Source organism: Gramella sp. AN32 (genome assembly GCF_023718305.1).
Taxonomy (GTDB): domain Bacteria; phylum Bacteroidota; class Bacteroidia; order Flavobacteriales; family Flavobacteriaceae; genus Christiangramia; species Christiangramia antarctica.
The window spans coordinates 1-18,739 of record NZ_QEYO01000010.1 but is presented as its reverse complement, the minus strand read 5'-3'; the positions used below and the strand labels follow the sequence as shown (position 1 = coordinate 18,739).

Genomic DNA, 18,739 nt, shown 5'->3' with positions numbered 1-18,739 from the left:
TCGGGAGCAATCAAGATTGTGCCCACAGGCACACATCTTGCGTTAGGTATCATTTTTAATTTCTGCATTATGCAGAAGTTCAAGTTCCTTAAGTTTTTTATTTCCTTCCTTACGAACGCTTCTTAAAAAACGTTCGGCTAAATTGCTGGCATAATCACTGTCTTCCATGCTTACGTCATCTACCGTTTTAAAATTGCTATTATACTGTGCATGGCAGAGCTGGCTATACACCTTTTTTGAAGTGAACGATTTTTTTGGCAAAACTATACGTGGGCTTTTGCTAAAATTTTTACAAAGGTTTAAAAGCAGGTCGAGCTCAAAATAATGGGGTTTCCATTCCCAATAAACCCAGATGATTGCAGTACAGGTTTGCAATATATTTTGGCTTACCAATACCATCCTTGCACTTTCATCATTCACCATATCTATAGTATCTGTTTTATCTTCAAAGTAAGCTGCCCTGTTCAATCTAAACTCCCATACCTTTTTAATTTCTTCAAATTTCCTGGGGTGGTAACAATAGCCTGTTAGGGATAAAGGACTTTCCTGAAATAAACAATTCCCGGGCAAAAGCACCCGACTTAAAAAATTATCGCCTGCTTCTAAGCGCCTTTTAATATCATTATAGGAATAATGGATGCTATATAATTTCACCTGCTCCTTCATTTTATTAAACACCTCGCCCATAAAAGTTTTGGGATCGCGTATTTCTGCGTAGCTGATTACAAGTAATGTGAATTCATACTGTTGGTTAAACTTGTCTCTCCCTTCTGAATTAAACAAATAGCTCGATGAACTGTCGTTTTTAGTTGCGCCAATCCAGTAAATGGAATGAACCCTTACCAACGACCTGATTATTTCTATGAGGCTCTTCACTAAGGGCTGCGGTATGTTTTCGATTTTCATAACTATAATGATTTAAAAGTTTTTATTTCTGCGAATACGGTTTCCGTAACTGGTTTTGATGCATTTTCTATATATTTGGAGTTATGGGCAGAAATTTTCATTGTTAACCCGATAATTTTAGTGATTCTGGCATCAAATTCTGAAAATTAGTCCTCGTGCCGAACCAGGCTTACTTGTAAAATACAGCCGGTAGCCTGTAAATTACCACTTACGAAATGTCTTAAAACTTTAAAATGAATTCTTAACTTTGAGATTATGACAACAACTACCAAACCCAACCATATAGGGCGCAAAATTGCCCGCATTCGTGAACTACGCGGAATGAAACAGGAAACCCTTGCCGAAGAACTAGGCATTAGCCAACAAAGTGTTTCCAGCCTTGAAAAAAGTGAAACCCTGGAAGACGAAAAACTGGAAAGTGTGGCTAAAGTTTTAGGAGTAACTAAAGAAGCTATAGAGAATTTTTCAGATGATGCTGTCTTTAATTATTTCAATAATTTTAGTGATAATAGTATAAATCAAGGTCCAATTGGGCCGCACAACATTTGTAATTTTAACCCTTTAGATAAGGTTGTAGAACTTTATGAGCGTTTGATTCAGGCTGAGAAGGATAAAGTTGCTTATTTGGAGAAATTGTTGAAAAAGTAACCTGGAAATTGAATTTCACAAATTTATATTTTAAATAATTTGAAAAAAATTAAAAATAAGATTAAGTATAAGAATGGTCAGAAAAGAAATTTTAAAAGGGAAAATAAAAAACGAAAAAGAAATAAACGATATCATGGACTATATGATCTAGAACCCAATTATTATAATGATATAGGTTTATTAAAACATGAAGATAAACTCATTGCTAGAAAAACTTTTCCTCTAGATAATTTTTTAAATAAAAACGGCATAGGAGAAAGTGAATCTCCTTCATCTGAAATTGTCATTCCAAAACATTTTGTATTAGAAAAATTCCATTCTTCGTCTTTTAAAACAATTACGAAAATCCGTCAATCTATTACATTTTTTAAAGGAAAATCGGTAACAATAGATTTTACTAAATGTAAGGAAGTCGATTATTCGTGTATTTTTCTCCTACTGGTAATTCTAATTGAATATACCGATTTTTTTGAAAAACTAGACAACAGTTTAAGAATAAAGAAAACACGACCTGATATATATATAAAACCTTCAAAATTTAATGATGTTAACTTAAGGTTGATGGCTGGTTATTTACTTCCCGAAGCAAAGGCAACAAAAGCTTTTTTTAAACCATTCTCTACACTAAATTTTATCCGTGGACAAAAAACTAAAAAGAGTTATATGGAGAACGAAAAAGGACCTGCTGCAACAATGATAAGAAATTATATTAATAATAATTTAAAACAACATGGGTTTTCTTTAGATACAGACAATTCAGCCTATTTAGATGGAATTATTTCCGAAATTTTAAATAATGCGGAGGATCATTCAGAGTTTGATACGTGGTATGTAAGCGGAAACATTTTCCAATCTGAAAATAACAATGTTGATGACGATTTTGTAAGTGAAATAAATCTAGCATTTTTAAATTTTGGTTATTCTATTTATTCAGGTTTTGAAAACAACAAAAATCTTAACAAAGAAACATATCGTCAAATGGAAGAAATGTATGAGGAGGTAAAAACTCAAATGAATGGTCATAATTTTTTTGGTAAGGAAGAAATGTTTACCTTATATGCTCTTCAAGAGGGAATAAGCCGATTAAATTATGAAAATGAAGATCGAGGTACAGGTACTATGAAAATACTTAAGTCGTTTATAAATTTAGGAGATTATGTTAAAGAGGATAAAAATATAAAGCCGAGTTTATTAGTTTATTCAGGGGATGTTTTTCTGAAATGTGATCATAAGCTTAGACCTAAAACCATTAAGGGTATTGATGTAATGGCATTAAATGAAAATAATGATTTAAATTTGCCCCCAAGTAATTCTCATCTTAAAAAATTACAAAATTCTTTTCCAGGAACTTTTTTAGTCGTAAAATTATATATAAATAAATCACATTTAGAGAGAAAGATTAGGAAATGATCATAGATTTAGCTAAATATAAAAGTGGAAAGAGCACCTTGTTCACTGGGAGGCCACAGGGGAAATCTGTGAGAGAAAAACTAGATTTGGATAGTGTAGATACCTCTGAGGAAAACATTAACGTTATTATTCCCAAAGGGACAAGTTCTATAAATCCATCATTTTTTCTAGGTTTATTTTTCCCAAGTATTAAAACTTTAGGATCTGAAAAGTTTAAGGAAAAATATAAATTTAAAATAGAGGAAGATAATCCTGTTATAGAGAAAATATTAAAGGGACATATTGAGGATGCCCTGCGTAATGCAAGAAATACCATGAATAAAAGCAATAGCTTTTCGCTTTTTAAGAAAAGTAATTTAAGTAAGTGATTATTAGCGGTATTTTAAACATTCTTGGTATTGATAGCGATTTAATATTGCCAAGTTTAATTAGCTCCACTGTTTTAATTTCGCTATTTCTTATAGGCAGATTACTTGACTCTATAGTTGAAAGGAAGAGAAATTCTCAAGAATGGTATATGAAAATGGTATTGGAACCAAATATTTCTTCTATAAATAATTTTTTTGGGGAATTATTAACCGATACGATTTCAATTGGAGAACAGATATCTAAAGACACTTCTTTAGAGAATAAAACGTTACTTTTTGAAGAGTTGGCGCTTAAAAAAAGAAAATTAGAATTCAATTTTATTTTACTCGTTTCCAAGCCGTATCCTAAAACGGCCAATAATTTAACCGATTATATTAACTCTACATACGATTGTTGTGTGGGGTACTTAGATGCCGGAAATTTCTGTGGAGAAGTTCAGGACCAATTTGAACAAGACTTAATGGTTTTGAAGGCAGAGTTTTTTGAGGAAATTTATCATCCTTTCAGATTTAAATCATTTTTCAAGTGGTTTAAAAAAAATTATTTATGGGTGTTTGTACTAATATTAATTTTATTATTTACTTTTTTGATAGGCTCATCAGAAACCGAACAGAAAACCTCAAAACAATCTCAGACCGTTCCGATGATAAAGCAAGGTCGATAGAGGCATTTTTAATTTCTTTTAAATTTTATATCTTTATAACACTAAAGACGATCAAATTATATTAGTCCTATAGTTCTTTCTAGTTTAGTGAATGATTCGGTGAATATATCCAGAATTTAAGATACGAAGTCGCGGTTTTAGAAGGCTGAAGAAGCCTCAAAAGCTTCCTGCCACCCCGACCAAGACCATTATCAAATGGCATCAAAACCTTGTTAATCTTATGATTATCAAGGTTTTGTCGTTTTTGGTCACTCATAGAATTTGATGGGAAATCATATAAAATGAGTCCGATTCGGTGACCTCTTATTATTTAGGGCTATTTGCCCTAACAGTTGATTTGACTTTCGTTTTCACGCATTTGTTTAACCTTGAAAACGAGTATTATGAGAAATTCGGTGACCTTTGGGATTGTCTTTATCCCAAAATCCAGCAAAGCCAAAAATGGTAAGGCTCCCCTTTATGCCAGAATTACCCTAAATGGAGAGCGAGTAGAACTAAGTTTACAACGTAGAATTACCTTAAATCTCTGGGATGAGCGCAAAAGTCGTCTTAGAGGGTGTAGCGCAGAAAGCATCCAGGTAAATAATTCCCTGGATCGGGTTTACAACAAAATTTATGAATCCTTCCGCCAGCTTCAAAACGAAAACAAGCTATTAAATGTAGGAATGATCAAAGCCCGTTATTTAGGTGCAGATGATTCTTTTAAAAAGCTTTCTGAATTATTGGATTACCATACTAAGAATATGAAAAATGTTTTGAAGTACGGAACCATGAAAAATTATTACACCACAGAACGATACCTCTACAAATTTTTAAAGGCAAGATTTAAAAGCGAGGATATCTTCCTGAAACAGATCAATTACCAGTTTATTACCGACTTTGAGCATTTTCTCAGAAATTACAAACCAAAAAGAGATAGAAAGGCTCTCACTAATAATGGTGTAATGAAGCACCTGGAGCGTTTAAAGAAATTGCTTAACCTTGCTCAGAAACTGGAATGGGTAGATAAAGATCCCTTTGCTAAATTTCAATTGAAGTTTAAGAAAGCTGAAAGAGCTTTTTTAAGTGAGGATGAATTGGAAAAGCTGGAAGCATACCAGTTTGGAAGAATAACTCAGCAGCAAACACGGGACGTTTTTGTATTTGCCTGCCACACAGGTTTGTCCTGGATTGACGCAAAGAATTTAAAACCGGAAAATATTGTCTTTGGAATCGATGGCCGAAAATGGATATTTACGGCAAGAGAAAAAACAGAACAGCCGGTTAAAATTCCTATTCTTCCAAAAGCTATGGAGATCATTGAAAAATATAAAGACCAGTGCGCATGCTCTGGTTATATTCTTCCGGTGTATTCTAACCAGAAAACGAACCAGTATTTAAAGGAAATTGCTGGTAAACTAAAAATAAATAAAAAGCTAACTTTTCATGTTGCTCGGCATACCTTCGCGACCACAGTGACCCTGTCTAACGGCGTACCGATTGAAACGGTCTCAAAACTTTTAGGACATTCCAAGCTATCTACCACGCAAATCTATGCGAGGGTACTGGAAAAAAAACTCAGCAGCGATATTGCCAATTTGGAAGAAAAAATGGCAAAGAAGAAAAAGCCAAACTCATAAAAAAGGATCTATTGGGGCTACCGTAAGGCTTTCGTTAGCCCTGATTAATTTATCGGAAATTCCCCTTCCATCTCATTAAAAAGATGGAATAGTTCTTTTTTTGGATCTAACATATATCCTTGTAGCACCTTTAAAGCTTTTTCCTGAATGGCACCGAGGCTTGCATTTTCGAGCGAGCCACAGGCAATACAATCCTCATCCAGGTTTAAAACCTGAAACAGGTAAGTATCATCCTCTCCATAATAAGAGATGACCACCTCAGAACCCAGTATTTTCAGTTCCAACGAATATTGAATCTTATCAAAATAAGCTTCAGAATAAATTTCAGACATTCTGAAGGATATTGTTTTAGTTACGGGATCAAAAACCAATTGGGTTGGAATGTAAAGCTTACCAAGTTCAAACATTTGATGGCAAATTTAACCTATTAAAAAAATCAGTGGAAAATGAGGTAATTAACCACCAAAAGTATTTTTGCATTCGGTAAAATTAATAAAAAGAAAACATCAGAAAGATTTAAAGAGGCTGAATTTTAAGTAAGATAGTTTCAATTTTTGTATGTTCAAGGATCACATTGCTATTCCGGTGACTTTTTCAAAGGTGTGCTCTAATAGAATCTGATTCCAAGCTTTTGGGGATTGTTAGCCATCATTACAATATTATTATTGATATCCTGCACACAATCCTCAATTATTCCCTGTACCGTGCCATCATCCTTAACTCCTAACAATAAATGACCTCCTTTTCTATTAAGAAAAGCTCAAATAGATTTAAACAATTATACAATGACTTCGGAAAGGATAAAGGAAATACGGTAGATAAAAAGCCTCATCGAAAAATATCGACAAGGCTTTTCAATTATGAAAAATATAAAATTATTTTTTCTTCAAAAGCTCTTCGAGATATAAAACTTTATCCTTCTCCGCCTGGACCAAACGCTCATAAAGTTTCTTATTTTCCTCGTAAGATTCAAGAAGTTTTTCTAATGGATTAATTGTACAACCATAATTCACGGCTGAGGAATTATCAACATTATATGTATTACCAATAATGTTTAAAATTGCTTCCTCTGAGAAATTCTCAATAGCTTCCTTAGAAACACCTAGAACCTTTGCTATTTTTTCAATTCTATCGTCATCTAAAGTTTCGCTTTGTTCCAAGTGGGAAACGCTTTGTTGGCTAATGCCTAATTCTTCAGCGAGGGTCTCCTGTTTCATTCCCCGAAGTTCACGAATGCGGGCAATTTTTCTGCCTATATGGTTGGGTTTGGTAGCTGTTGTCATAATATCAAATATAATCAATCTTTTTATTTCATTCCGGCTTGGTAAAAAACAATCCATTTTTGGTAGGATACAATTCATATTGGTTCGCTAAAAGGATTTCGGGTTATTTATTTACATAGTAAATCAAAATACCCTGATTATGAAAATAGGTGATAACATCCAGGAAATACGGGAAAGAGAAAGAAATTATAAAAGAAGCTATGTGGCAAGTTGCTTGGGTATATCTACACGCGCATACTGTAATATAGAGAATAACATTACTGATATTACCTTAAATCGACTGGTGGAAATAGCTGAAATAATGGAATGCGATCCCTTATATATTTTGCAGTACAAGGAATTAAATAATAAGTTATCCAACCCAAACAAACCCCTCGATGTTGTCCAAAGCAATCACGGGAAAAAAGATATCATATTGCAAAAAGAACTGTTAGAAACCCAGAAACACATTCTTGAACTATTGAAAAATTTATTGGAAAGGAATAAAATAAAGCTATAGCAATTCAAAGATGTCAACAATGAAAATCATACAATGAGTATTGGAAATAACATTGCGACAATCAGGATACTAAAGGGCCTCAAGCAAGATGCCCTGGCCAGGACTTTGGGTTTAAATCAAACTGCTATTTCAGCACTTGAAAAATGCCATAAAATAAACGAGGACCTTTTAATCGATATTGCCGATGCCCTGGAGGTCACAGCTTCTTTCATCAAGAATTTTGATAGGGCAAAAATGTTCAAGGTAATCAATTATCCAGATGAACAGGTTTTTCCCATTTCCAAACAAGAAAATATTACGATGGACTTAGAAGCGAAAATCGTTGAGCTTTACAAGCGATTGTTGGCCTGTGAAAAAGAAAAATTTAGGAAAGTCATTAATTAAAATTTTTAGAAAAACGGACTATGGGTATTGGGCACAAGATTGAAAGGATTAGAAAATTGCGGGGGCTGTCCCAGGCTGTATTAGGTAAATCATTAGGTGGAATTAGCAAACAAGCCGTAAGTAAAATTGAGCAACGCACCTGTATTGATGAAACTACCATACGGAAGATTGCCATTATATTGGACATCACTCCTGAAGGATTAAAAAGTTTTGATCCAGAAATAGTACTATTGAATATGATGACCCCTATTAGTAAAATAGAGGTAGAAACTGACAATGAAAATAACCATATGAGCAAAGGAACCCAAGACTTATGTTTGTTCTATGAAAAAATGTTAAGGTCAGAAAAGAAGGTTAGCCCATAAAGGATTTGTTCCAATTTCAATATTGGTGCTTCAGAATTGAAAGTAATGCAAGATGTGTGCCTGTGGGCACAATCTTGATTGCTCCCGGTGGTTGCAATGAAAAAGGAGATGTTTAAGGATAAACCTTAGCTAACTTCATTTACTTTTTTTACCTGGGGCATTTTCCTTTTTATTGGTCTCAAAAATAGTTAAAACTATGCACTTTAGTGCATTTCGCTTTAGCTTCTAAAAACGTGTATCTTTGATGTTATGCCGGACCATCAACGAAGTAATGGACATACGGTAACATGTTTGAGTGCACATATTGTATGGAGCACCAAGTATCGCTATCCCGTTTTAATAAGGGACATTAAGATTCGATGCCGTAACCTTTTGATCCAGATTTGTGAAGCTGAGGATGTTGTGATCCTAAAAGGTGTGGTTTCAAAGGATCACGTCCATATGCATGTGGAATATCGTCCTTTCATAAGTGTGAGTACTCTGGTGAAGAAGTTAAAGGGAAGAAGTTCTCGGAAACTTCAACAAGAGTTCCCAGTCTTGAAGCAACGTTACTGGGGAAGGCATTTCTAGGCTATCGGTTATGGCTGTTGGAGCACAGGAAATATAACTGATGAGATGGTCAATGAATATCTAGAGCATCATCGAAGACCAGACGATGGGGAGAATACAAATTTCATTTTGGAAGACTGACCGTAGCGGTGACTTTAAGTCACTACCCAGAAACTATGGACTTTGAGTCCATAGTGGTTCATTTATCTATGAAAGAACATAGTAAGATTAAATGAAAAGGATTTTTTCAACTTATTTTTATTTACTTCTTTCAGAGCTGTACGCCTTACCTTTTGATTCCATTCCATTTCAGGAATTGGAATTAGGAAAGGCCTTATAAAAAGCAAAGCGGCTTTATGCAGGCCGCTAATTTCAAATCCTGTTTCTTTAGAATCAAAAGGTAAGGCAAGAATAGGTAGAAAGATATTGAAATGCAGATCGGGATAATTTTTTATCCAATAGGGTTGTACTCAAATCTGGCGGACTTGAGTCAAAAAGTTTTGCAACCTTATATTTACAGTGATTTTACTAATAACTTTTTGGCTCTTGTCCAAGACTTTTTTAGTGAACCTCTTTTTCTGAAATGTAGCATTTAGCGAAATGAAAGAAATGTGGTAAACGTTCTTTATTGTTAACTAAAATCTACTAACATTTCCAATAAGTTCTTTGATATTATATCCCATACAATTCGTAAGAATTATTTTCTAAAAATGATGTTTTTTAGTAAAAATTTCACCGATTTTACAGGGCTGTGAGCATTTTTTAGTAAAAAAGTTTGAAGGGATTTTTTTATTTCATACGATTCATCGCTATTTACTATTAAATGAAATCAAAACTAAGGGGAAATGGATTGTAACGTGGCTTTGCCCGTTACCCTCTTGCTATTCCCTCCCTTTATTTTTCAATTCTTCCAAACAAGTCCAAATAGTTCAAGTAAAAAAAACAAATTTTAACGGATGTAATTTCCCTTATAAGTAAATTTTAAAAAATTCGCAAAGTTATATGTTGTATAAACCAGATTAGGAAAGCTAAATTTCATTGCCTGGTCCAAATTAGAAACGCCCTGGACAATTGAAGTTGCATAAATTACTCCTAATTTCTGCTGATGCTCAATGGAGAGATCAATGGATCCGCAAAAGGCGGCTACGGGAGTATTATTGAGTTTAGCAGACTTTACAACCCCATTAATTGTTTTTCCGGATAATGTTTGTTCATCAAGTTTTCCTTCTCCGGTTATAATCCAATCGGTATTCTTAATTGCTATATCAAAATTAGCGAGCTCCTTAATCATTTCTATACCCGAGTTCAATTTACCGTTAAGGAAAACAATAGCCCCACCACCAATACCACCGGCAGCTCCAGAACCCTTTATCTTTTGAAGTTCAATGGCATACTTTTCCATTATAATTTTTGAAAAATTTCGTAAGCCTTTATCCAGGCTTTCAATTTCTTCTAAGGAAGCCCCTTTCTGGGCGGCATAAACTTTTGCCGCTCCCTTCATTCCATGAAAGGGATTTGAAACGTCACAGGCCACCTTAATTTTAGCCTCCTGCAGTTTACGAGGTACATTTGAGGTATCTATTTTTGCCACTTCCACCAGATTTTTACCAATTGGTTTCAATTCCCGACCATTCTTGTCTAAGAATTGATAACCCAATGCGCTTGCCATTCCCATACCGCCATCGTTGGTAGCGCTTCCACCAACCCCAACAATAATTTCCTTCGCTCCTTTTTTTAATGCATCTAGAATAAGTTCCCCTGTACCGAAGGTTGAAGTGTACAGACAGTTTCTCTCCTGCTTATTAAGTAAATTAAGGCCCGATGCTTCTGCCATTTCTACATAGGCGACATTACTTTCAGCGGAATATAAATAAGAAGCTTTAATAGGGCGAAACAATGGGTCGTTGGCCGTTATCATTATCTTTTCACCCTTTAGATAGTGTTTAACGACCTCGATGGTGCCATCGCCGCCATCGGCCAGGGGCATTTTTAAGATTTCGGCATCTGGAAATACCATACTTAAACCTTCCTCTACGGCATCACAAAATTCAAAACCGGTGAGGGAACCTTTAAATTTATCGGGGGCTATTACGAATTTCATAGTGAAGTTTTTTAGTTTAAAAGATGAGGGAAATACCAGCTGAACAAAACAATGGCAATAAAGTAACCCACCAGGATCAAAACCTCCTTTTTACCGGAATAATAAACCACCTCCAGGCCTTCGTTGATTTTTCTTTTAACGGTATAACTTACTGCGAGAGCTATTAGGATGGTCACCACGCAACCCAGGGCATTCCACCAGAACCAAAATATCTGGGGCACATACAACCATAAATAGATATTGAATAACACCCCTGCTACAATCCCGATATTGGCACCAAGTGCATGGGTCTTTTTAGTAAGAATACCGAGGATAAACGCAGCCAAAATAGGTCCGTAAAAAACGGAGCTGATCTTATTGATAACTTCAATAACCGTCCCTTCGATATTACCCGCAAAAAAAGCGAAGAACAAACATACGAGTCCCCAGAATATAGATAACAACCTTGAATAGAAGACATACTTCATATCTGGCATACCAGGCTTAAAACGTTTCACAAAATCTTCCATGGTAACAGCTGAAAGGGAATTAACCGTAGAACTTAAGGTTGACATGGCCGCCGACATAATTGCAACTATTAATATTCCAATAACCCCATTGGGCAAATATTTGATGATAAAGACCGGCACCATCAAATCAGCTTTTTTACCTTGCAAAGAAGAAATATTGGCCTGGTAAACGCTTTCTATTTGTTCCTGAAAACCTACATCCTGCATTAATAAGGTACCTAAAACAAGACCCATAATGCAATAGGTTAATGTAAAAGGGAACCGTAGCAAACCATTGGCCATCATCAATTTCTTCAAATTAGACATGCTGCTTGAGGATAACAATCGTTGCGATTGTGTTTGGTCTGTTCCATAATAAGAAGCATATAGAAAAAAGCCCCCGATAACCATCGGCCAGAAACCAAATTCATCATTGCCATCGGCATTGTTAAATCCCCATTTATTAAAGTCGATAGCGGTAATCCGATCCTGGTCTACATGGGTTAGGAAATTATCCAAACCGCCAAGTTCACTAAATCCATAAAATAAACAGATGATAATGCCCAGGAAGAGAATGCTCATTTGAATTACATCGCCCCAAATAACCGCTTTCATTCCTCCCTGGAAAGAGTAGATCATGGTAATAAGGCCAATGATTAGTATCGATATCCAAAAATCTAACTGAATGGTAGCCTGCAGGATCAAAGCCATGGTATAGACCATCACCCCCGTAGCCACCGATCTGCTAATCTGAAAAACAAAACTTATAAGCAATCTTGAAGAAGCATCGAAACGTTTTTCCAGATATTCATAAACACTGATTATTCCAGATTTGTAAAGGGTGGGCAACAGGGCGATCAATAAAAATGCCATGGCTAAGGGTACCCCGAATTCATAGGTGAGCCATTGCATACCACCCCCATCTTTTAGACCCACAAAAGCAGGAGCCGATACAAAACTAATGGCCGAAAGCTGGGTGGCCATAGCGGAAAGACTTAAGGGTAGCCAGGAAGTTTTTCTTCCCCCCAGAAAATAATCTCCAGAGCTATTATTTTCTTTGAATAGAAAGCCAAGGCCTAAAAAACCGACCAGATAAACGAAAATAACGATGTAATCTAAATAATTCATTGGTTTATCTTATTTTAAAATAAATTGCTCCTGATGGCTACAACACTACTATTTTTCAGGTATTTCACTAAAATAATTTATTTACGGGTTGAATGGTGAAAACTTTTTTTCAGGATTATACTCTTCTGAAAAAAACACTTTCCCTATTGAAATAAATATGATTGTTAATTCTTCAAAAGATCTATCAAAAGTGCGGCACTCCAGGAGAAATTATTTCCCCCATATCCGGTTCTTTTTGATTCTCCGGTCTCTTTTCGACAGTCAAAATATTCAAAAAATCCATCTCGTTCAATCAATTCCACAGAATCTGCCTTAATACGTTCTGCAGCTTTCGCAAATCCATAATTTTTAAGACCGTAGTAAAGCAACCAGTTCATATTGATCCAAACCGGGCCTCTCCAGTATTTTTTTGGATCGAACCTTTCATCGGTGGGGTCAAAGGAAGCACATAGGTATTTATCATCTCCCCCAAATTTATCCAACATTGTTTTCAATAAAATTTCAGCCCTTTCCTGGTCAGGTATCCCAGCAAAAAGTGGTGAAAAAGAGGATGATGAAACAAGAGGAATAGCTTTTTCGTTTCTCAGGTCGTAATGTACATAGGCACCCAATTCTTTATTGAATAATTTTTGATTGAACCTACTAATGCTTTTTTTCTGCCATTGTCTCAGGTTCAGTTTTTCAGCCTCTTTTCCTCCAATTAATTCGTATAGTTCAAGTAATGCCTGGTTAGATTTGATCAACATCGCGTTGAAAAGCGGGTCTTGAACCAGAAAAGGAGATAATTCGGCTATTTTCGCGTCGTCATAGTTATGTTCCTTAGCGATTTCTATAATATGCAAATAATGGTCATATTCTCGATTTGAAGGGCGTTGGGAAGCATCGACATGGGTGGTATCCTTTCGTTCAAAATTATATTCCGGAGGGTTCATAGTATCCCAGATATCATCCCAAACCGGGGAGTTGTCGGTGCCTGATTCCCAGTTGTGGTAGATGTACATCAGGCCCTCGTCCTGCGGGTCACGATGCTTATAAAAATAACCATGGTTTTGATAGACCTTATCAATATTGTCTTTAATAAAATTCAGCATATCTTCTTTATCTTCAGCTATTCGATACATTTCCTGTAAGACGAAGCCCGTCACGGGAGGTTGTGTCATGCCCGTTGATTTAAATTTTTTAGAGGATAAAGGGTGTAGTTCAGACCTATGGAAATCGGCTCCAGGAAAATAAGATTTATTTTCATTATGGAAAACAATGTGGGGAATAAACCCGTTTTCCCATTGAGCATCTAGCAGGGTTTTAATTTCGGCTTTTGCTTTTTCTATATTATAATGGGATAACCCAATGGCAATGAAACCGGAATCCCACTTCCATTGAAAAGGATAAAGTCCCTCGCTTGGTATGGTAAAGCCGCCCTTCTGAAAATTGGCGTCTAAAACATCAATCGCGCTATTGATTAAATTTTCTTTCATAGTTATATGGTTAAGGTTGCATTGGAAGCATGAACTTCCAACGCATATATGAATTAAAATACTAACTTAACTTGTTTAGAAATTAAAGGTTGCCGTTACGAAAGCTCTTCTTGGTAATATGGGCCTCCCCACAAAGAAGTCCTGTTCACTCTGGCCTGTGGCTCCCGCCCTTGGATTTCCTTCAGTAATACCGCTACTATCAAAAAGATTAAATACTGAAAAGCCTATCCGTAACGATTCATCGTTATCAGGTTTACCAAAGGTGTATCCCGCTCCAATACGGGCAATATTAATAGCATCCAGCTCGATGGTGTTCACATTATCGGTGAATTTCTTTCCTGTGTGGTTAAGGTTAAAACTGGCGTCAACTTTTTGGTTATCAAAGTATAATCCTGCATTTCCCAGAAAGTTGGGTTGCCTGCCCAATTTGTTACCAACGTTGGTTTCTGTAGAACCCCCATTTACTAAATCGACGTCAATATTTTTAGTTATTTCATGGTCCTGATAAGTAGCACTACCTACAAAACTTAGAGTATTGGTAATTCTATAATCCCAGGTAGCCTCTATACCAATGGTTTTTGTGTTTTGTTCAGACCGCGTTTGATCTACCAGACGGCCTTCCTCGATTGCCTGAATAATTTGAACCCTGTCTTTAAGGCCTACATAATATCCTGCGATAGATCCTGAGAGTTTCTCATTGCCAAATTTGGCACCAAGCTCAAACTGATTGATATTTTCAGGTTCATAAATACTTTCTTCTATTCCGGCTACCGGTGCAAAACCCCTTAATTGTGGAAAAAAATATCCTCTTGAAAAATTCGCGTAGAGATTAGTAGTTTCGGTGAGTTCGTATAGGCCGGCAAGAGCCAAAGCCCAATCTGATGCTCTTACTTTAGTTCTTAAGAATGCACCGTCAGCAGATTGTACATCACTTAAGCCTGTTGTCAATTCGGGATTATCATAGACAGTTTCCGAGTAAATACCGCCTCTATTATTTTCTCCTTCCGTATACTCCCACCTAAAGCCAACATCAAATCTCCATCGGTCGAAAATCATTTCATCTGTAAGATAAAAGGCTAATCTATTTTGTGAAAGGAAGTTATTGGCCGTTTGACCTATCCTGTTGTAAAGCCCACCTTCCGAATAGATGACATTATCCCCAGCGGCATCGGTATAACTAAGGTTTACCAATCTGGGATTATTATTGAACTCGGTTAAAACACGATATTGGTAATTTATGTCTTCAGCTTCCGTGCGCGCTACAAAGCTTCCCAGGGTAATATTATGACTTCCATCATTAGCAGTAGTAATGGTTTTAATCATGGAAACCTCCCCGGAGTAATCTGTCATCGGCCGTAATCTATCTACATGTAAATTATCTATAACCAGGTCTGAACCGTTGATCTGCGAACCTGCACCTCCCTGATATAATGCGGTATAGCCCTGATTGCCGGGAGCTATGCTTTCTACATAATTGTCCAAAGTAATAGGATTCCCGTTATCTCCACTACCACCAACATACAGTGCAAAATTATGATCATAATTGGCATATCTCATCTTTGCTTTTAAACGAAGATCGTCCTCAAAATCATAATTAAAGTCTCCCATCAAGTACCCACCTGTAGTTGACACCCCATCAGCTATAGGACTTTCATATACTCCGCCAGGGGTTTTGAAAGACGTATTGGCTAACTCACCTGTAAGCAATTGCTCTACAGGTTCTCCATCATTACCGGCAATACGTTCCCTGCTTCCACCAGTTAGTGGCAAAGGAAGGTAGAATTGTGCATTATCGTTAATATATTGACCATGCAACATAAACGAGCCTTTATCAAACTTTTTCTTAATATTTCCTCTAAACTGGACACCCCTGGTGGTAAGGCCTGTTTCAATAGGTCCCCGGTCTTTACGTACAAACCCGGTGAAAGCATAAAATGTATTGGAGTCTTCCCCTCCTAATTTGCCACCACTGTAGAAATCTGTTTTTAACCTTCCCTGATCAGCAACTTCCAGGTTTAAGATATTACCCGGATTGGTATCCCCTGTTTTACTGGAGTAGTTAATTATGCCGGCCACCGAACCTGCTCCATATAATATTGCGGCCCCACCCCGAACAAATTCAACGCCTTTAAAGCCTATGTCTGGTCTTGCATATACATCATGAGCAGAAGAATTTAACCCGAAAGTGCTCATCAGGGGCATACCATCATATTGCAATGGATTAAACACGTACTGTCCACCGGAGGGCAGACCTCTGACAAAAATATTGGTAGCAGTTTCCCCACCGCCACCTTCCGCAGTAATACCGGGAACACTTCTAAGGATATCAGCCTGGCTGTTAGCTGATAATTTTGTTATTTCGGTCATTTTCAAAGAACTAATGGACAAGGGAGCTAGCTTTTGTGATCTGAACGTACTAGAAGCTGTCAATACAATTTGATCTAATTGTTGACCACCATATTGAAGCACAAAATCTACATTTATAGAAGTTCCGTCGAGTTCTATGGTTTTCTCTGAAGTTGAAAACCCTATATATGAAACCCTTAGAATTTGGCTTCCTATGATATCCACCGTAAAATTATAGTTACCATCAAAATCTGATGTGGTTCCAAAAGTAGTTCCTACAATAAGAATGTTTGCTCCAGGGATAGGCACCCCTGAATTGTCCGTTACGGTCCCCGTAATTTCGGTCTGAGCAAAGCTTCCCGTACCCATTAATAGACCAATGACTAAAAAAATAATTTTCTTCATGATTATTGAATTTTAATATTTAGTTCAACTCTAAAATTGTTAAATTGCTAATATGGAGTTAAAATTATGTGAATCGCATAGTGTTTTTACAAAAAAACTGCAAAAAACTTATGCAAACGTTTGCGGTAACGTTTGCAATTTTAGTGTGATATATAAATGAGTAAAAAAAGAAATACTACCTTAAAGGAACTTGCCGAGGAGCTTGGATTGTCTATTTCAACGGTGTCAAGAGCCCTGAACGACCACCCCGATATAAATTCGGAAACGAAAAAGAATGTAAAAATGTTGGCAAAGCAAAAGCACTATGCGCCAAATTTGTTTGCAAGAGGTTTCCGATCACAGGAAACCCATATATTAGGGGTTATAGTGCCTAGCATTTCCCATTTATTCACATCTACAATATTGGAAGGTATACTGGCAGAATCAGAAATTCAGGGTTATCGTGTAATAATTTCAGAATCCAAGAACAATGAAATAAAGCAGATTGAAATGTTGAATACCATGACCCAATTTGGGGTAGATGGAATTTTAATGTCATTGGCAAGAAAGACCACCCATATAGATGAAATATTGGGAATTTTAAATCGCATACCTATGGTACTTTTTGATAAAGTATCAAATAAAGTTCCCTGTACCCAAATAGTAATCAATGAGGAAGAAGCAGCTTTTAATGCGGTTGAACATCTTATCAATCTTGGAAAAACACGTATTGCCATCATGAAAGAAACCGAGAACTCCTATAATTCCGAAAAAAGATATCAGGGGTATTTGAGGGCTCTTCGGGAACATGCTCTCCCTGTCGATGAAAAGATAATTCTTAGTACTGAAGATATTTCAATGGTTCACGGTGAGCGTTTGGCAAACATATTATTAAGCATGAAGAAAAGACCGGATGCAATTTTTGCCATTACAGACAATGCGGCGATCGGGGCCATCAAAGCGCTCAATAAATTAAATATAAAAATTCCGGAGGAAATTGCGGTAGTAGGTTTTAGCAACTCGTTAAATTCAACCATAATCCAACCGGAACTCACTACTGTAGATCAACCCGGGAATAAAATAGGACGTACCGCCGTAAAATTTTTAATCGGCGAAATTGAAAACCCTAAAAACGATATTACAACGAAAACTGTAGAGATTCAAACAAATCTCATAGTCAGGGAATCTACTTTAAAGCGATAGCCAATGATGGACACCAGTCTGTCCCTGAAAAATCCTTCCGGTTTCATATTCAATAAACCATTTTTCTTCACTATTCAGTTGCAGGGTTTATATACTACAGAGACAGCTTTGTACTTCCCGGTTTTGGTCAATTTATATAGTTTTGAATCATCTCTAAAACAGTTTTATGGGGTCTTCCGGCAGCTTTTTCAAAATCGGAAGGAACATCATTTGCTCCACTCTTGATTCCTTCATAAATACCGGGAATAACGCTTCCTAAAAAGTCGCCTAATTCTTCTTTTCTTTCAGCTGCATAGTCTTCTACCGAAACCGGCTTGTATTTGAGATTCGTATTATAAACTTGGTTTATTTTATTTGCAAGTTCACTCTGGGTAATGGGTTCGCCCACAAGATTGAAAACCTGGCCGTTGTGTTTTTCTTCGATGAGCATTTTGGCGTAGGCAGACCCTAATTCCTCCCGGCTGGTATACGCACATTTCCCCTCACCCGCACAGTTCCTTATTTCACCTTCTTTTACATAGGTGTCCATATACTCCAAATCTGGCTCAATGTAGATTCCATTTCTACCTATTGCCCATAGAAGACCGGATTCTTGAATGTCTTTTTCTGTCTGCCTGTTACTTTGTACTATGGGGCTAAATGCGTTTTTATCTTCATCTCCTACGATACTGGTATACACTATCTTTTGAACACCGCTTTTCTTGGCGGCATCTATTACATTTCTATGTTGCTGAATTCTATTTCCGGGTTTATCCATACCCGACACCAAAAGAACGGTGTCAACCCCTTGTAGGGCTCTATCGAAATCCTGTCGATTGTTGTAGTCTCCTTTACGGATTTCAATGCCCAGATTTTTTGCCTTTTCAGGGGTACGTGCGATGCCAATGACATTGTCTTTCCCGATTTCCTTTATAAGTT

The 18,739-nt window shown here is 36.5% G+C and carries 17 protein-coding genes and 1 pseudogene; 10 read left to right on the top strand and 8 right to left on the bottom strand.

Going from position 1 to position 18,739, the window contains the following annotated elements:
* Positions 1 to 42: 42 nt before the first annotated feature.
* Positions 43 to 906 carry a hypothetical protein gene (locus tag DHD80_RS12030; RefSeq protein WP_251741430.1) on the bottom strand — a complete coding sequence of 288 codons (864 nt, stop codon included), beginning with the start codon at positions 904 to 906 and terminating at the stop codon, positions 43 to 45.
* 255 nt (positions 907 to 1,161) lie between these two features.
* Here DHD80_RS12030 and DHD80_RS12025 point away from each other — a divergent pair, with 255 nt between their 5' ends.
* The 5 genes from DHD80_RS12025 to DHD80_RS12005 all read left to right on the top strand — a co-directional run bounded on the left by DHD80_RS12025 (position 1,162) and on the right by DHD80_RS12005 (position 5,616).
* Positions 1,162 to 1,554, top strand: a complete 393-nt coding sequence (locus DHD80_RS12025) for a helix-turn-helix transcriptional regulator (protein WP_251741429.1) — start codon at positions 1,162 to 1,164, stop codon at positions 1,552 to 1,554.
* A 39-nt stretch (positions 1,555 to 1,593) separates the two neighbouring features.
* Entirely contained in the window at positions 1,594 to 2,964 is a 1,371-nt protein-coding gene (locus tag DHD80_RS12020) for a hypothetical protein (protein ID WP_251741428.1), read from the top strand.
* Entirely contained in the window at positions 2,961 to 3,332 is a 372-nt protein-coding gene (locus DHD80_RS12015) for a hypothetical protein (RefSeq protein WP_251741427.1), read from the top strand. The genes DHD80_RS12020 and DHD80_RS12015 overlap by 4 nt, the downstream gene beginning before the upstream one ends.
* Entirely contained in the window at positions 3,329 to 3,997 is a 669-nt protein-coding gene (locus DHD80_RS12010; protein WP_251741426.1) for a hypothetical protein, read from the top strand. Before DHD80_RS12015 ends, DHD80_RS12010 begins: the two co-directional genes overlap by 4 nt.
* A gap of 383 nt (positions 3,998 to 4,380) precedes the next feature.
* Positions 4,381 to 5,616, top strand: coding sequence for a site-specific integrase (locus DHD80_RS12005; protein ID WP_251741425.1), 1,236 nt, complete (start codon positions 4,381 to 4,383; stop codon positions 5,614 to 5,616).
* A 44-nt stretch (positions 5,617 to 5,660) separates the two neighbouring features.
* On the opposite strand, the gene DHD80_RS12000 is transcribed toward DHD80_RS12005, so the two are convergent.
* Entirely contained in the window at positions 5,661 to 6,023 is a 363-nt protein-coding gene (locus DHD80_RS12000) for a hypothetical protein (RefSeq protein WP_251741424.1), read from the bottom strand.
* Between the two features lie 468 nt (positions 6,024 to 6,491).
* On the bottom strand, positions 6,492 to 6,899 hold the full coding sequence (locus tag DHD80_RS11995; RefSeq protein ID WP_251741655.1) for a helix-turn-helix transcriptional regulator: 408 nt from the start codon (positions 6,897 to 6,899) through the stop codon (positions 6,492 to 6,494).
* A gap of 139 nt (positions 6,900 to 7,038) precedes the next feature.
* On the opposite strand from DHD80_RS11995, the gene DHD80_RS11990 reads away from it, so the two are divergent.
* The 4 genes and pseudogenes from DHD80_RS11990 to tnpA all read left to right on the top strand — a co-directional run bounded on the left by DHD80_RS11990 (position 7,039) and on the right by tnpA (position 8,837).
* Positions 7,039 to 7,398 (top strand): helix-turn-helix transcriptional regulator, encoded by a 360-nt coding sequence (locus DHD80_RS11990; RefSeq protein WP_251741423.1) that lies wholly within the window; start codon positions 7,039 to 7,041, stop codon positions 7,396 to 7,398.
* A 33-nt stretch (positions 7,399 to 7,431) separates the two neighbouring features.
* On the top strand, positions 7,432 to 7,782 hold the full coding sequence (locus DHD80_RS11985; protein ID WP_251741422.1) for a helix-turn-helix transcriptional regulator: 351 nt from the start codon (positions 7,432 to 7,434) through the stop codon (positions 7,780 to 7,782).
* Between the two features lie 20 nt (positions 7,783 to 7,802).
* Entirely contained in the window at positions 7,803 to 8,147 is a 345-nt protein-coding gene (locus DHD80_RS11980; RefSeq protein ID WP_251741421.1) for a helix-turn-helix transcriptional regulator, read from the top strand.
* A gap of 249 nt (positions 8,148 to 8,396) precedes the next feature.
* Positions 8,397 to 8,837, top strand: a pseudogene (gene tnpA, locus DHD80_RS11975) (IS200/IS605 family transposase).
* An 808-nt stretch (positions 8,838 to 9,645) separates the two neighbouring features.
* On the opposite strand, the gene DHD80_RS11970 reads toward tnpA, so the two are convergent.
* From DHD80_RS11970 to DHD80_RS11955, 4 genes are all read right to left on the bottom strand, one after another.
* Positions 9,646 to 10,797 (bottom strand): glycerate kinase, encoded by a 1,152-nt coding sequence (locus DHD80_RS11970; RefSeq protein WP_251741420.1) that lies wholly within the window; start codon positions 10,795 to 10,797, stop codon positions 9,646 to 9,648.
* A gap of 11 nt (positions 10,798 to 10,808) precedes the next feature.
* Positions 10,809 to 12,413: a sodium:solute symporter gene (locus tag DHD80_RS11965; RefSeq protein WP_251741419.1), complete on the bottom strand. Its 1,605-nt coding sequence runs from the start codon at positions 12,411 to 12,413 to the stop codon at positions 10,809 to 10,811.
* Between the two features lie 164 nt (positions 12,414 to 12,577).
* Entirely contained in the window at positions 12,578 to 13,888 is a 1,311-nt protein-coding gene (locus DHD80_RS11960; RefSeq protein ID WP_251741418.1) for a trehalase family glycosidase, read from the bottom strand.
* Between the two features lie 75 nt (positions 13,889 to 13,963).
* Positions 13,964 to 16,639: a TonB-dependent receptor gene (locus tag DHD80_RS11955; RefSeq protein ID WP_251741417.1), complete on the bottom strand. Its 2,676-nt coding sequence runs from the start codon at positions 16,637 to 16,639 to the stop codon at positions 13,964 to 13,966.
* 156 nt (positions 16,640 to 16,795) lie between these two features.
* Between DHD80_RS11955 and DHD80_RS11950 the strand changes: the two genes are divergently transcribed.
* Complete coding sequence (locus DHD80_RS11950) at positions 16,796 to 17,821, top strand: LacI family DNA-binding transcriptional regulator (RefSeq protein WP_251741416.1); 1,026 nt, start codon at positions 16,796 to 16,798, stop codon at positions 17,819 to 17,821.
* Positions 17,822 to 17,948: 127 nt separating this feature from the next.
* Here DHD80_RS11950 and DHD80_RS11945 read toward each other — a convergent pair.
* A partial coding sequence (locus tag DHD80_RS11945; protein ID WP_251741415.1) for an SDR family oxidoreductase occupies positions 17,949 to 18,739 on the bottom strand: 791 nt, incomplete at its 5' end.

Bases quoted from the DNA above. Each gene is read 5' to 3' on its own strand.
- DHD80_RS12030 (WP_251741430.1), bottom strand. From the start codon at position 906: ATGAAAATCGAAAACATACCGCAGCCCTTAGTGAAGAGCCTCATAGAA.
- DHD80_RS12025 (WP_251741429.1), top strand. From the start codon at position 1,162: ATGACAACAACTACCAAACCCAACCATATAGGGCGCAAAATTGCCCGC.
- DHD80_RS12015 (WP_251741427.1), top strand. From the start codon at position 2,961: ATGATCATAGATTTAGCTAAATATAAAAGTGGAAAGAGCACCTTGTTC.
- DHD80_RS12005 (WP_251741425.1), top strand. From the start codon at position 4,381: ATGAGAAATTCGGTGACCTTTGGGATTGTCTTTATCCCAAAATCCAGC.
- DHD80_RS12000 (WP_251741424.1), bottom strand. From the start codon at position 6,023: ATGTTTGAACTTGGTAAGCTTTACATTCCAACCCAATTGGTTTTTGAT.
- DHD80_RS11995 (WP_251741655.1), bottom strand. From the start codon at position 6,899: ATGACAACAGCTACCAAACCCAACCATATAGGCAGAAAAATTGCCCGC.
- DHD80_RS11990 (WP_251741423.1), top strand. From the start codon at position 7,039: ATGAAAATAGGTGATAACATCCAGGAAATACGGGAAAGAGAAAGAAAT.
- DHD80_RS11985 (WP_251741422.1), top strand. From the start codon at position 7,432: ATGAGTATTGGAAATAACATTGCGACAATCAGGATACTAAAGGGCCTC.
- DHD80_RS11980 (WP_251741421.1), top strand. From the start codon at position 7,803: ATGGGTATTGGGCACAAGATTGAAAGGATTAGAAAATTGCGGGGGCTG.
- DHD80_RS11970 (WP_251741420.1), bottom strand. From the start codon at position 10,797: ATGAAATTCGTAATAGCCCCCGATAAATTTAAAGGTTCCCTCACCGGT.
- DHD80_RS11965 (WP_251741419.1), bottom strand. From the start codon at position 12,413: ATGAATTATTTAGATTACATCGTTATTTTCGTTTATCTGGTCGGTTTT.
- DHD80_RS11960 (WP_251741418.1), bottom strand. From the start codon at position 13,888: ATGAAAGAAAATTTAATCAATAGCGCGATTGATGTTTTAGACGCCAAT.
- DHD80_RS11955 (WP_251741417.1), bottom strand. From the start codon at position 16,639: ATGAAGAAAATTATTTTTTTAGTCATTGGTCTATTAATGGGTACGGGA.
- DHD80_RS11950 (WP_251741416.1), top strand. From the start codon at position 16,796: ATGAGTAAAAAAAGAAATACTACCTTAAAGGAACTTGCCGAGGAGCTT.